The sequence below is a fragment of the Enterococcus sp. 9D6_DIV0238 genome, assembly GCF_002174455.2.
In the GTDB taxonomy this organism is placed as follows: Bacteria; Bacillota; Bacilli; order Lactobacillales; family Enterococcaceae; genus Enterococcus_L; species Enterococcus_L dunnyi.
In genome coordinates, this window is sequence record NZ_CP147246.1 from 2,349,374 (window position 1) to 2,364,144 (window position 14,771).

Genomic DNA, 14,771 nt, shown 5'->3' on the forward strand with positions numbered 1-14,771 from the left:
CGATCAGATGAAAGTTTAAAGAGAAAATAAATCTTTTTTTCTACGTATTGCAGATAAACTTTCATTAAATTATAATCATTAAGTGGACTAAAAAGTAATAGGAAGAACAAGAGAGGAGCTTGAGTGATGAATATTGGGATACCGAAAGAAATAAAAAATGGTGAAAATCGGGTGGCATTGCCGGCAGCCGGCGTTTTAGACTTGATCAAACATGGGCATACTGTTTACGTTGAAACTGACGCTGGACTTGGAGCGTCGATTCATGATGAAGAGTATGCAGCAGTAGGAGCGACCATTGTTAAGACGGCAGAAGAAGCTTGGGCTCAAGAATTAGTGTTGAAAGTAAAAGAACCATTAGAAGAAGAATATCCATATTTAAGAGAAGATCTAACGTTATTTACGTACCTTCATTTAGCAGCGAATAAACCATTAGCTGAAGAATTGATGAAACGTAAAGTGAAAACGATTGCCTATGAAAGTGTTCAGTTGGCGAACGGAGAATTGCCATTATTGGCTCCAATGAGTGAAATCGCTGGCCGCTTAGCGACACAAATCGGTGCTCAATTTTTAGAAAAGGTGCCAGAAGGAAAAGGTATTTTACTTGGCGGCGTACCAGGTGTAAAAAAAGGCAAGGTAACGATCATCGGTGGCGGTATTTCAGGCTGTAACGCAGCAAAGATTGCATTAGGCTTAGGTGCAGATGTTACGATCCTTGATGTAAATATCAAGAGACTACAGGAAATCGATAATCAGTTTGCTGGTGCCGTAAAGACACTCGTATCAAACCACTTCAATATTCAAGAAGAAGTAAAGCAAGCAGATCTTGTGATCGGTGCCGTATTACTTCCAGGACATAAAGCGCCTGTATTAGTCACAGAAGAAATGGTGGCATCAATGCCGGAACATTCTGTGATCATCGATATTGCGATCGATCAAGGCGGAATTTTCGAAACGATCGATACAGTCACAACACATGGACATCCAACATATACAAAACACGGCGTGATCCATTATGCCGTAGCAAATATGCCGGGAGCTGTTCCGCAAACTGCGACATTTGCTTTAGCGAACGCTACTCTGCAATATGTTTTAGAGTTAGCGAATAAAGGATTTGCACAAGCGATCGAGCAAAATCCAGCACTTTTAGTTGGCGTCAATACATTGAATGGTGCATTGACAAATCCCGCGGTTGCCGCAGATTTAGATTTAACGTATACATCAGTGGAATCTGTTTTATAATACATCGAAGAAGTTGAAAGGAGAATCGTGTAAGTGACAAAGAAAGAATCGTTAGATTTAATAGAAAAATTATCCAATGCTTCAGGTGTGTCAGGCTTTGAAGATGATGTTGTAGCGATTGCTAAAGAATTTTCAGCGTCTTTTGCACAAGTAGAAGAAGATCATATTCGTAATGTGTATATGAAGGTCGGCGAACAAAAAGCGGATCGACCAACTATTTTGTTTGATGCTCATAGTGATGAAGTCGGCTTTATCGTGCAAGCGATCAAACCGAATGGCACGCTACGCTTTTTACCGCTAGGCGGTTGGGTATCAAACACGATCCCTGCACATCGAGTACGGATCAAGACAGCAGATGGCAGCGAGGTTCCAGGAATCATTGCTAGTAAACCACCGCATTTTATGACCGATGCAGAGCGTAAAGAGACACAAACGATCGATGATATGGTGATCGATGTCGGCTGTGTCAGCGCGGAAGAAGTAACAGAAAAATTAAATATCGCAATCGGCGATCCTGTGATCCCGGACGTTACTTTTGAGTATTTAGAGAGCACCGATGTAATGATTGGAAAGGCATTTGATTGCCGTATCGGCTGTGCTTGTTTGTTGGAAACATTGCAGGAGCTTTCTAAAAAGGAGTCACCTTTCAACTTGATTGGAACAATGACTGCTCAAGAGGAAGTCGGCGAACGCGGAGCAACAGTTGCGATGAATAATGTTCAGCCGGATTTGGCGATCGTTTTTGAAGGATGTCCGGCAGATGATACTTTTTCAGAAGAATATATGATTCAATCCGGGCTGAAGCGCGGTCCAATGCTTAGAAATTTTGACGTATCGATGATAACGAATCCGCGCTTCCAACGATTTGCCAAAGAAACTGCTGAAAAATATGGACTGCCGATGCAAAGCTCTGTTCGAAAAGGCGGCGGTACAAACGGTGCGATCATCAATCTGACAAATAAAGGCGTGCCGGCAATCGTGATCGGTGTACCTGTCCGTTATGCACATACACATTACGGATATGTGGCCTATCAGGATTACCAAGCAGCTTATCAATTAGCAGTCGCGATCGTCAATGATTTAGATCAAGCCATGATCGACAGCTTTTGATCATAAATAGAAAATAGGGGGAAAACAATGATGAACATGAAAAAGTGGGCACTGACAACAGTAGCTGCTAGCGCATTGGTTTTAGCATTAGCTGCTTGCGGTTCAGGAAGTAAAAAAGAAGATGCAGCAGATGATAAAAAACAAGTCTTAAAAGTGTTGGAAAGCGCTGAGTTACCAACAATGGACATCTCTCAAGCAACAGATGTGGTCAGTTTTTCTGCTATCAGCCAAGTGATGGAAGGCTTATATGAGTTTGCAGACGATAGTACTTCAGCTCCTGCAATCGCTGAAGAAGTGGTAGAACCAACAAATGACGGAAAGACATATACGATCAAGTTACGCGAAGATGCAAAATGGAGTAACGGTGAGCCTGTAACAGCGAATGATTTTGTTTACTCATGGAAACGTACAGTCGATCCAAAAACAGGTTCAGAGTATGCGTATCTGTTTGACGGATTTGAAAACTACACAGCAATTTCTAAAGGAGAAAAACCAGCGTCTGATTTAGGTGTAAAAGCCCTAGATGATTATACACTGGAAATCAACTTAGAATATCCGATTCCATATTTATCTTCTCTTTTAGCCAAACCAACATTCTATCCACTGAATGAAAAGTTTGTTGAAGAAAAAGGAAAAGATTATGGAACCAATAGTGACAATATGATCTATAATGGCCCATTCACATTAGCAGATTGGGATGGCACTAGCATCACATGGAACTACATCAAAAATGATAAATACCGTGAAGCAGACAAAGTCAAATTAGATGAAGTCAACGTTCAAGTAAGTAAAGAAATCGGTACAAACGTGAACTTATTCAAAGCAGGTGAAACAGATATTGCACCGATCAAAGGTGAATATGTAGATCAAGAAAAAGACAATCCAGAATTAGTCACTCGTATTTACCCATCGACTTCATACTTACAGTACAACACTGAAAATAAAGTATTTGCGAATAAGAATGCTAGAAATGCTATTACGGAACTGATCGATTCCGACCAAATCGCGAAAAATATCCTAAAAGATGGCTCAATGGCGATTGAAGCATTTGTTCCTAAAGGAATCGCAAACCAAGAAACAGGGAAAGACTTTGCTGAAGAAGCGGGTACCTTGATGAAGACAGATGTCGAAGGTGGTAAGAAGCTTTGGGAAGATGCCAAGAAAGAGTTGGGCATCGATTCTGCCTCTATTACATTATTGACATCAGATACAGATTCAGCGAAAAAATTATCTGAATATATCCAAGGATTGTTGACTGAAAACTTAAGTGGTTTGAAAGTAACGATCTCAAGTGTACCGTTCAAAAACCGTTTAGACCAAATGAGCAGTGGTGATTTTGATGTTGTCTTAGCAGGATGGGCAGCAACTTATGCGGATCCGTATGACTTCTTACAATTATTCAGAACTGGCGGCGAGCAAAACTACGGTAAATTCAGCAACGAAGAATTTGACAAATTACTGCAAGAATCAGCAACAACTTACGCAACAGAGAATGAAAAACGCTGGGATACTTTATTAGATGCGCAAAAAGTATTGATGGAAAGTTCACCAGTAACACCATTATACCAAGCGTCAGAGGCTTTCTTAGTGAATGATCGAGTAGAAGGTTTAGTCTATCGTGCAATTGGTGCACCGTACTACAAAAACGTTTCAGTGAAATAAGTATTTATGAAAAGAAAACAGACCGAAAAACGTGACAGCTGGCGTTTTTTGGTCTGTTTTTGAATAAGAAATGATTTTTAAATAGCTTATCAGAAAGAATAACAGATTTTAAGAAGAGGAGTACAACATGAAATTAGAAAAAATGCATCAAGATAAATTCAAAGAGTACCTCGATATCGCTGTTTCAGAATATGCAAAAGATAAAATCAAGGCGGGAACTTGGGCTGAATCAGAAGCAATCAGTTTAGCAGAAAAAAGTTTTGCGGATTTACTTCCAGATGGACCAGACACAAAAGACAATTATCTCTTTTCGATATTCATTCCTGAATCAACAGAAGAAATCGGTGTCATCTGGGTAAATGTCTCCGGAGGAAAAGGATTTATTTATGATTTTCTGATCAATGCTGAGTATCGAGGTCAAGGATATGGCAAACAAACACTGCTTTTGATCGAAGAATGGGGACAAGAACATGGGTTAGAAGAAATTGGCTTACATGTTTTTGCTCATAATCAGTCGGCGTATCAGCTGTATAAAAAGATGGGGTATTTGGAAACAGATATTACGATGGTAAGAAAGATAAATTAACGATGCTTATACTATTTGGCAAACAGTATTGAAAGGCGATAGTGAAATAATTGATCAAGATTAGTTTAAAGCAGAACAGCCCCTGTGAACTATGTCGTGCTGAATCAATAAATTTGATCTAGTGAAGCTGAATTCATAGACACCGTTTTCAGAACATTATTGGTCGCATATCAAAAATTTACGAGTCGAAAAAAACAAATTTTTTCAACTATAAAAATGTTGTTTAATTTAACAGATTCAAAAGAAGGCACTCTTCTTTTGAATTTGTTTCTTTTTCTTTAATTTGACCCTAAGTCAAGGGATTTAAATACTTTTTAAGAAGTTAAATAAAATCTATATTGCTGAATACATAAATATATACAGAAGTAGTCATACAGAGTTTCAGCAAGTGTATAATCCGATAATAAAAGAACATTTTTATAGAGCGTGTTTCATAAATTTAGAAACAAATATGGATGCCCACCCTCTGTCGCAGAACTTTTCACTTATTTTGCGTCTATATTAAAAAACAAGGATTCTTAAATAAAATAATGAGAAGGCTATCAAAAATGGGATAGAGTTTTTTTCTATCTTGTTTTGATTGTTAGCTAAATGAAGGATAGAGTTTATTGAATCACGTTTCAAATAGCAAAATCAAAAAGCTATACATTGATCCGGCTTACTTTTTTTAGATTCACAAAAAACGTTATCAGATTAAGCTAGCAGACTATAATGGTATTAACGTAAAAAATAATACAATATCCGAGAAAAATTAATCCTATTTTTGATTCATGCAATAATAAATATCCATCCAATTTTTTGCTGAAGGAATATCCTCTACTACAACAAGGTTTTCCAGAGCAACATTTTTGAGTGGGTAATTAGAAATACACAAATCATAGTTGCCTTTCTTTTCAATATCATTTAAGTATTTTTCTTCAGTTGCACAATGAACTTCCACTCTTTTTGAAAACTTATTTTTTATTAGATAAGCTAAAAATGCTTCGTGCTCTGTTCCCAAATCACTAAATACTATCACTACTAATCTAGAATACTTTTTATCTAATTGTTTATAGAGCTCATTCCATTGAAAAAATGTTTCATGCAGTAATTCTTCGTAGTACTTAGAGTACCAAGGAAATTGAGTTTGCCTTTCAAATGATATTAATATATCCCTGACGTTCTTAGCATATGTAGGATAGTTTCTTTTTATAGATATGCTAGATTGAGCAAAACGATTATGTATAATATACTCTTGAAATGGATAAACTCTATGTCTGATATGAATAAATTGAATCCAATTTGTAAGTTCGGTTTCATTTTTTTCAGAAATTTCTACATTTAAAGAAGAACAGATTTGCTCCATATATTTTTTACTCCAATTGTTAATAACACTCTTTTCTTTATACTCTATCCAAGAAAAATCCCACCACAATATGGCTTGACAAAAATTTTTGTAGTTTATCTTCGGATATTTAGAGAGCAAAATTTCTTTAATTTTCTGAAAAATAGTTTCATTTGTATCGATATTTCTTCCAACGTCATGTCCAACAGAAAACATAAATCCTTGATCTTCACGAACAATTGCAATTGCCATGGAATACATCAAAAATTTTAGAGAGAGAGGAGTAACTCTAAAAGGTAAAATTTTTAATATGCTATTGACGAGTTCACAAATAAAATCTTTATCGATAGCAAAAGGCCACTCGCTTTCTTCATAGACTTCACAAAAATATAGTATAAAAAATAAACGGATTTGTAATTCATTTTCTCCACACAAAACATATGTATCTTGCGCATGAGCGATAGTAATATTCCGATCCATTAATACAAGTTGTAATCGTTTATAACTTCTATATAAACTTGATTCACTAATATATAGTCGTTTGGCGTGAAACGAAGTATCTTTATTTGGATAAAAAAAGAACGATTCAAGTAATGTTAGATCATTAGAATTTTTCATCATTTTTTTATAAAGTTCACCGATAGAGTGATTTTTGTTCATGAGTATTCGAATACCCCTTTTTTTTGATCTCTCGATAATAACATAGTCGGACCAAACATTTTCGAAGTAGTCACAATCTGATAGAACTGTTTGTTGTGAGCAACTTAAGCGGACGGTCAACTCTTTCATCGGTACCCATTGATTTGTATGAATCAAAATATCTAACAATCTAATCCGTCTAATTATCATATTTTGTATTAAACGTTCCATCTCAATTCCTCCTTTTTTAATTGAGAGTAATTAAATATGCTTTAAGTATGCTTATAGATTTTAAAATATTCATTTTGATGCAAAAACCATAAGATTTTCAGTGTCTGAGATGCATGTCTGTAAAGTTATTCGTTCACCGCCGGCTGTTCCAATCGTTTCGTTCCAATAATCGATACCTGTAGTAACTTCTTTCCCAAAATCATCTAGGTGTAGAATATTTGTAATGATATAGGTAGTTGCTTTTCCATTATTATCATTTACAATAATTGATTGACCTCCAGATATGTTAAATAGAATAGAAAATACACCAGGATTGTGACCGATAAAATGTGTGTTGGCATTATCATCACCTGATTGTATTTGTACGCCTCCCCAAGTTGAAGCACTACCATTAGGATCGTTGTCGATAATTGATTGTCCTGCCCCTTGTCCACCATTTTGGTAAGAAATTGTTGTGCCGTTGATAATCATTATATTAGGTTGATTATCAAAAGAATTTTGATTTGTCAAAGGGTTACTTTCGTTTGTATCATTAGTTTGAACTACTGGTTCAGAATCGATTAATTGTTCATTGGATTTTATACTTTCTTCAGACTCAGAAACTGATTCTTCCTTAGCATTGGCGGGATTAGCTATAACATTAACTTCTATTGTTTTTAGTGCTGTGTTATTACTAGAGTCAAGTACGGTATATTCCAATTCATATATACCCTCATATGATGTATCTACTGATCCAGATACACTTATTTTGGTGCTGAGATCGCCATCTACATTGTCCCTCGCGCTAACTTCAGATAATGGATCAAAATCTTGTCCCATATAAATAGTGATATCATGTGCGGTAATAATAGGATGTTCATTATCTACAACTGTTAAAACTAAAGAACCTTGTGAAAATATCTCTTTTTTCTTAAAAAGGACTGTAACATCTGTTGTACCGATTCTTGTGGAATCAAAGTTGATTATCTTTATTTCTAGTCCTTGCATTTGCATCGCTGTGATATCAAATATATCTGCTATTGAAATATCGCTCCCATATTCAATCGTTTTGTATCGTGTCCCAGATGGTAAATCCAACTTTTCTAACTCCGTCACTTGATCCTTCTCAGTATCAGCAAAGTTTTCTCTTTGATCCGACAAGGTAAAGAAAACTAAAGTAGCAATCAAAACAAAAATGGTATACACCAAAATAGAACCTTTCAAAATCTTGCTTTTCATACATATCATCCTTTCAAGGAACGTCATCTAATTTGAAAGTAATAATAATACGTATAGTTTTTATATTCTATTAATTTGTTCCATCTTTCATTCTAAATGATGGCGAAGTGCCAATGTATCAGTATATTTCAATTTTTTCACTTTTTTAAATTTTGTGAATTAGTATATTTTTATAATTTATTTTTATTTTATAAATTTAATATATTTTTGAAATAACTTATGCATTTACACTAAATAGTTCTATTCTAATTAAATAGAGAAACTTAAAATTGGTACAAATATTGAAAAATAGCATAAGATGTATTATTAGTTTGACAAAAAAACTATCAGTAGATCTATTCAGAGGGAAATAACGATTTAATAATAGAAATGCTATTTGTAATAATAATACTAGTTAAGATAATGGATACTAGTAACACAGAAAAGCCTTTCCAAAGTAGAAAAGCTAATAATAATAAGCAAACACTATTAATTGACAATCTAAATATCATTTTTTTGTCCATAATTTTTCCTTTTTGACTAGTTTATTTTATATACATATCAATTTTATACTGCTATGTACTGTAATACAAGAATTTTTCATTTTAGTTAGATATCGAAATTAGTTTTAAGATATTCGTCAAGAAGAAAAGAAGTCAGTCTTTTTAAAGAGTGTATGTCATAAATATCTTCGAGAAAAAAATACTTTTTGTTATCTAATCTTGGGCCAATAGAATCAGTTATAATAATTTTTGCTTTAGAGACACTATCTACTAGCTGAAACAATTCTGGATTAAAAATAGTTTGAATAAAATTTTCATTAAAAGAATCTCCCAAAATATTCCGAGAATACTCTATAAATATAGTGAACTTTTCAATAGAATTTTTCTTATAAATAGAATAAAAAATCAATGAAAGTTCTTCTTCTAAAATGTCTAAATTCGAAATTTGTAGTTTTTCTAAAGTGTGAGAATGTTTATTAAGTTCTTTAGAAATTATTTCTTTAGAAAAATGGTATTTTTTGTTATTTTGAAAGATGTAATTGGATGAATAGCCTCGATTGATTTTTGTGATCACTAAATTTTCGATGGAGAACTGATTTCTAAATAACAATAGAAATGCAGAAAAATAAAATAAATCATCTTTTGAATCTACAAAATGGAACTTATCTAAATAAATTCGACTAAGTTTAGATGATATATCTAAAAAAATGTTGTTATTAATTGTATGCATAATTTTCAAAATTGGAAATCGGGTTTCACGCGTATATGCTGGATCGAACTGGGTAAAAGCTCTGCTAAAGAAGTTAAAAAAAAGACGTTCTAAATCAAAGGTGTCATCACTAATTGGATAATCATATTGAAAATACTTAATACATAATGATAGGTCATTAAAATCCTTTAGAATGTCAAATAGTTCTCGCGCATCGGAATTCAAATCGCTTATATGTTTTCCCTTACGAAGTCGATTGTCAGTTATTGCGAAAATATACTGGAATCGTCTTTTTTGTATAGAAGACATAGAGATAAATGAGCTTCCAAAAATAGCTTTTAGTGAAGAATCAGGAAGTTGTACAGACAAAAATTCTTTCGGCCGTTCAGTGTCATATGGGAGAATTTATAATTCTGGAACTTTATTCAGTGATTATTCTTGTAGCATTGTCCGCCATCTATTTTCTAATTGTTTTTACAGTCACTAGAACAGGCGACTAGAAATAGAAGCTGTTTAACAAGGGTAGGTGAAATAATAGGAATTTTTTTAAGATAAAACAAATTAATGCATTCTCCAAAAGAAACCTTTATACTAAAGAGACGAAGAAACAGTTTCTGGAGGGAAAGCATGAATAATAATGATATACTGATTCGACTGCGTTATGCATTAGATATCAAAGATACAGATATGATCAAGATTTTTAAATTAGGCGGTCTTGATGTTACAAAAGAGGAACTACGTGTGCTGCTAACGAAGCAAGAGGAAGCGGATGACCTGCCGCGGGATGCTGTTTGTAATGATCGAACATTGGAAATTTTCTTGAATGGATTGATCACATACAAAAGAGGAACAACGCCTGTTAAAAATGGCGTTGCACCTAAACCGACATTTTTGATCACAAGCCAGCGTAATGTAAATAATGTGATGCTGAAAAAAGTCAAAATCGCTTTGGCATTGACCAGTGATGATATGCTGGATGTTTTGCGTTTGGCTGGAGTTTACGCTTCTGATAGTGAATTGAGTGCGATCCTCAGAAAAGAAGGGCACCGAAACTATAAAGAATGTAAAGACCGTTATGCTAGAAATTTCCTAAAAGGTTTGGCGATCAAGTATCGTGATTTATAATAAGGTATTAAGGATAGAACTGGTCATCAACAGCTGGTTTTATCTTTTTTTCTACAATAGTTAATGTGAGGAGGACACTATGAAAAAGATCGAACGAATCTTAGCGATCATCGTATTGCTGTTAGAAAATGAACGTATTTCAACGGCTCAACTGGCAGAGCGTTTTAGCGTAACAAAGCGAACGATTTTCAGAGATATTGAAACGATCGAGCTAGCTGGTTTTCCTATTATTTCTCATTCAGGCCGCAACGGCGGTTTTTCATTGATGGAGTCATTTAAGCTGCGGACATATACCTACAGCGGTGAAGAAAAGCAAGCGATCTTAGAAGCCTTGGATGTCAAAGAAGGTCTATTTGGGATTTTTGATCAGCAAACGACGATCAAAGAAAAAATCGAACTCGTTCAAAAAACAGCAAATACGGATAAAGTAATACCGCATTTTTCCTTTGAATCTCCAACTATGCACCGCCCGGAAATCGAGCTTGAGACGAAACAAAAAATCAATCAAATCAATTTGGCTCTGAAAAACAAACAGAAGTTATTGGTCGATTATATAGACAATAAAGGAGAACACACGAAGCGGCTTATCCATCCTTATGAAGTGATATTGAATAATGGCAGCTGGTATGTCTATTCTTTTTGTGAAAAACGAGGGGCGTTCAGGTATTTTAAAATCACTCGAATTCGACAGTTAGTTCTTCAAAAAGAGCTATTTACTTTAGTTGATTCTTCAAGAGCAAAGCAAAAAGAACATCCAGGCAGCGCTATTCGATTACAGTTTCCAAAAGAAGATCTAGGAAAGTTATATGATTATTATACAGAAGCTGAAATCCAAATAGTAGATACACATATAGAAGTGAGCATATATGCCAATCAACAAAAAACGATTCTGCCATTTTTATTGATGTTTGGTCATGGTGTGAAGGTGATTGCACCCGAAGAATTACGATTACTACATCAACAGGAAATCGCTAAGTTGGCGCAAACTTACGATGATTGAGTTAGGAGGAAGTGATACCAATGGAGATCGATAATCTATTACCAGTGACAACGAGACAAGAATTAAGGGCGTGGCTGCAAGAAAACAGCACTACTCAAAAATATTGCTGGGTGATCGTAAGTGTCAAACCTGAACCCAATAAAATCCAGTATTTAGATGCGGTAGAGGAAGCATTATGCTTCGGCTGGATCGATGGGATCAAAAAGAAAGCATCTGAGACTCAAACAGCTCAGCGTTTGTCACCTAGAGGACCTAAAAGTTCGTGGACCGAATTAAATAAAGAAAGAGTCCGCCGTCTGGAACGTTTGGGCCAGATGACGGAACAAGGACGAAAAGTTTTGCCGGACATGGATCCTGCTTCGTTTAAAATCGATGAAGAAGTTGAAATGCGTTTAAAAGAAGAAGCGGTCGTCTATCAGAATTTTTTGGCTTTCCCTGAATTGTATCGCCGTATTCGGGTCGACACTCTTCAAGGGTACAAAGAAGTACAGCCGGAAATATTCGAGAAGCGTTTAACTAAATTGATCGAAAATACTCGAGCGAACAAGATGTATGGTGCCTGGCATGATGAGGGCCGTTTGTTGGAATAAAGTGTTTGATTTAAACTGCCATTCAACAGGTATGCAAAAAAGCGTCTAATTGTCGAATAGAAGAACTGCTTTTTCTATGGACATGTTACTCCGATAGATGAAGCAGTTCATAAACTGTCCCGCTATCTGTGAAGTCTTCTGGAGCCTGTGCAAAGAAATAAAATTCAACATACCTCCATTTATCTGGGTTATACACCAGAACTTTTCCTAAGCAATCCTCAGCTTCGAGAGAAAAATCTGGCGCTGTCATGTGTTCTGCTGGTTGAATCGGATGCTCAATTTCAAGTACATACGCGGCTTGAGCAAACATTGCTGATCGTTCGATATGAAGTGGAACAGCAACAGCGATGTGCTGCCAGCCAAATGAAGCTAAAATATTATCGTAGAATCCTTCAAAAATGAACTGATTCATTCCTTTAGCGTCATTCCAAATATAAAAAGGAGCGTATTCCTTTTTGGTTGGTGTATCGATGATCAGGTAGGCTTTAAATAATAAGCCAGGAAAGTGATCTGTTTTGTGACCATTATCGGTGATTCTTTGTCTGATGATTCTCATATCATAATCGTTTGGTAAGGTGATTTTATATTGCATAGCATTCATAGATCTGCACGTCCTTTCTGTGTGAGTTCATTATACAAAGGGAAACCCTAAGTGTATAATGGTAAAATAGCATCGTGGTTATTCCATATTGGAATAGACATATGGATGGGGGATATCATGGAGACAAATGACCTTAAAATCTTTAACGAAGTTGCGCAATTAAAATCAACGATCAAAGCAGCAGAAAAGCTGAATTATGTGCAATCAACAGTGAGCAAAAGAATGGTTCGCTTGGAGAATCAGCTTGGGAGAAAATTGTTTCATAGGACAAATCGTGGGATGGCGTTGACTGAAGATGGTGAACGATTTCTGGACTATACGACACGAATTTTAGCAACGGTTTCAGAAATGGAAGAAGCCTTTTGCTTGGATAAAAGACAGGTACGAGTCGGCGGCACACAGGCGATCACTCAGAATTATTTACAGGGCTATATTTTTGATGAGAGCCTCTCGATTTTTACGAAACCAACGGCTGATTTAGTTCAAAAATTAAAAGCAGGTATGATCGATTTCATACTCGTAAATAAAAAGATAAACGATCAGAAACTAAAGGAAGTTCAGAGAATCAAAGAAAAGTTAGTATGGACGCAAGCGAAGAGGAATAATACGGAACTGCTTGAAAATAAAATTCTTATTAGCAGAGAAAAAGATTGCCCATATAGAAACGCGACCTTGGAGATCCTGAAAAAACAGAACCAAATAGAAGCATCTGTTATTGAAATCGATACCTTGGATATTATGGTAACGATGCTTGAAACGAATAATGCATCTGCGATTTTACCGAAAAAACTAGTGGATTCGAATGAAAAGCTCCAGGTATTACCGAATCAAGTGCAGAAACAAGGCATAATTTACGTTTATACTACGCAAGAAATGCCGTTAAATAAAGGGTTTAAACTTTTATAGACAGAAAAAAAGGTTGAGACAGAAGTGTTTAATCCCGAGAACCAAGAAGGTACTGTGCAACATCAACTCATTCTTCGTTGTGTTTTACAGCAATAAGAAAGAATCCACGAAAATTGTTTTGCAAATTTTTGTGGATTCTTTCTTATTTCCGACCTTCAAAGCTTAGGGCTTTAGCCCTTAGCATTTGATGAGATCGGAGTGCAACGTAGTGGGATTGCTTCTGCTCTCATCGTTTATCCGGAGTACAGGTGTCCGGATTTGACTCGCAGAGTGTTATCCCAATCACTTTTTGTCCTGCGTTTATTTTTTATTGCGATATAAAATATCTTCAGTATCTGAACTTGACCAGATTTTTCCGTTTGGCGCATCGAAGTCTTCAGCGGTTAGATCAATACAGCGAATACGTTGGTTATTGTATGTTTTATAGTAATATTTCAATGAACTATTCATCATGATCGATGTATATTGGGTATAATCATAAGAATCTGTTGTTTGTACGAGCCCTTTTGGAACACTCACGTTGGAAAGAACATGGAATGCAGCAGTTACTGCGTCTACTTCTGATTCGACCTCTTGTAAACAAGATTTCAGAAAGGCTGCCCGAATAAAACGTGAGGGTGATGTAAAATCACCTGGAAGGCCGAAAGAACCAGCACCTTCACCGAAAGGTCTCATGATGATATTTTGCAATTGAAATTCTGTTTTTTGAGTCGTTGAAAGACCGATATAGTTTCTAAGATTTGTCACATGCCATAGATAGTCCGGGCTGTTGGTCATCACACCGACTGTATTATCATGGATTTGCAGGATTTCATCAATATATTCGATCACGATGCTTTGACCTGAGGCATCAGTAACGACCCAATGAAGAGGTAAAACAGTCTCAAGAAAGTCTAATGGAATGTTTTCAATTTGGGCATTTTCCATCACTTCTGCAGCTTCTCGAACTGTTGCGCAAGAAGAGAGTAAAAATGGAACAACATCATGTGGGGCTAAGGGATATGTTTTATCATGTGCTTGATCATTATAGTCGGCATAACCTGAAAAATAAAGAGTTGCACAAGACAAGCCTTTTTCATTTAAGCCATCCGCGAAGATGAAGGCGTCATTTTCTTGTCGCGCCATTCCTACGAAGGCATAGTCATTTTTATGATTATCACTGTCATCATTATTAAAAACAAACTTTTTTCTAGGAATAAATGTTGGCTCTGCTTCTAAAACTACGCCAAAATCCATTGTTCGAGCCAATAAAACATCTTGCTCATCAGTCGTCATCGTGATACTTGTACACATGGAAATCTCTCCCTCTTTTATAAATGTTCTCTTTTTAAAATTTTAACGTACTTTTA

General features: G+C 35.7%; 13 protein-coding genes. 8 read left to right on the forward strand and 5 right to left on the reverse strand.

Translation table 11 applies throughout. The features are described 5' to 3' along the window. The first annotated feature begins 126 nt into the window (after positions 1-126). From ald to A5889_RS10920, 4 genes are all read left to right on the forward strand, one after another. Positions 127-1,239: an alanine dehydrogenase gene (ald, locus tag A5889_RS10905; RefSeq protein ID WP_087641921.1), complete on the forward strand. Its 1,113-nt coding sequence runs from the start codon at positions 127-129 to the stop codon at positions 1,237-1,239. Positions 1,240-1,272: 33 nt separating this feature from the next. After that, positions 1,273-2,349, forward strand: coding sequence for a M42 family metallopeptidase (locus A5889_RS10910; RefSeq protein WP_087641922.1), 1,077 nt, complete (start codon positions 1,273-1,275; stop codon positions 2,347-2,349). A gap of 30 nt (positions 2,350-2,379) precedes the next feature. Then, positions 2,380-4,011 (forward strand): ABC transporter substrate-binding protein, encoded by a 1,632-nt coding sequence (locus A5889_RS10915; RefSeq protein WP_087642070.1) that lies wholly within the window; start codon positions 2,380-2,382, stop codon positions 4,009-4,011. A gap of 127 nt (positions 4,012-4,138) precedes the next feature. Beyond that, on the forward strand, positions 4,139-4,597 hold the full coding sequence (locus A5889_RS10920) for a GNAT family N-acetyltransferase (RefSeq protein WP_176372885.1): 459 nt from the start codon (positions 4,139-4,141) through the stop codon (positions 4,595-4,597). A gap of 757 nt (positions 4,598-5,354) precedes the next feature. Here A5889_RS10920 and A5889_RS10925 read toward each other — a convergent pair. The 3 genes from A5889_RS10925 to A5889_RS10935 form a co-directional block, all read right to left on the reverse strand. Beyond that, positions 5,355-6,791 carry a helix-turn-helix domain-containing protein gene (locus tag A5889_RS10925; protein WP_207114600.1) on the reverse strand — a complete coding sequence of 479 codons (1,437 nt, stop codon included), beginning with the start codon at positions 6,789-6,791 and terminating at the stop codon, positions 5,355-5,357. A 69-nt stretch (positions 6,792-6,860) separates the two neighbouring features. After that, positions 6,861-8,009 (reverse strand): immunoglobulin-like domain-containing protein, encoded by a 1,149-nt coding sequence (locus A5889_RS10930; protein ID WP_176372887.1) that lies wholly within the window; start codon positions 8,007-8,009, stop codon positions 6,861-6,863. A 588-nt stretch (positions 8,010-8,597) separates the two neighbouring features. Continuing rightward, on the reverse strand, positions 8,598-9,569 hold the full coding sequence (locus A5889_RS10935) for a hypothetical protein (protein ID WP_207114601.1): 972 nt from the start codon (positions 9,567-9,569) through the stop codon (positions 8,598-8,600). 258 nt (positions 9,570-9,827) lie between these two features. Here A5889_RS10935 and A5889_RS10940 point away from each other — a divergent pair, with 258 nt between their 5' ends. The 3 genes from A5889_RS10940 to A5889_RS10950 all read left to right on the forward strand — a co-directional run bounded on the left by A5889_RS10940 (position 9,828) and on the right by A5889_RS10950 (position 11,915). Continuing rightward, positions 9,828-10,325 (forward strand): DUF1456 family protein, encoded by a 498-nt coding sequence (locus tag A5889_RS10940; protein ID WP_087641926.1) that lies wholly within the window; start codon positions 9,828-9,830, stop codon positions 10,323-10,325. Positions 10,326-10,404: 79 nt separating this feature from the next. Continuing rightward, positions 10,405-11,325 carry a helix-turn-helix transcriptional regulator gene (locus A5889_RS10945; protein WP_087641927.1) on the forward strand — a complete coding sequence of 307 codons (921 nt, stop codon included), beginning with the start codon at positions 10,405-10,407 and terminating at the stop codon, positions 11,323-11,325. A 20-nt stretch (positions 11,326-11,345) separates the two neighbouring features. Continuing rightward, positions 11,346-11,915: a YdeI/OmpD-associated family protein gene (locus tag A5889_RS10950; RefSeq protein ID WP_087641928.1), complete on the forward strand. Its 570-nt coding sequence runs from the start codon at positions 11,346-11,348 to the stop codon at positions 11,913-11,915. 85 nt (positions 11,916-12,000) lie between these two features. Here the strand turns inward: A5889_RS10950 and A5889_RS10955 are convergent, their stop codons facing one another. Next, entirely contained in the window at positions 12,001-12,516 is a 516-nt protein-coding gene (locus A5889_RS10955; RefSeq protein ID WP_087641929.1) for a DUF4865 family protein, read from the reverse strand. 117 nt (positions 12,517-12,633) lie between these two features. Between A5889_RS10955 and A5889_RS10960 the strand changes: the two genes are divergently transcribed. Further along, on the forward strand, positions 12,634-13,422 hold the full coding sequence (locus A5889_RS10960; RefSeq protein ID WP_176372888.1) for a LysR family transcriptional regulator: 789 nt from the start codon (positions 12,634-12,636) through the stop codon (positions 13,420-13,422). A gap of 300 nt (positions 13,423-13,722) precedes the next feature. On the opposite strand, the gene A5889_RS10965 is transcribed toward A5889_RS10960, so the two are convergent. Beyond that, entirely contained in the window at positions 13,723-14,715 is a 993-nt protein-coding gene (locus A5889_RS10965; RefSeq protein WP_087641931.1) for a linear amide C-N hydrolase, read from the reverse strand. Positions 14,716-14,771 lie beyond the last annotated feature (56 nt).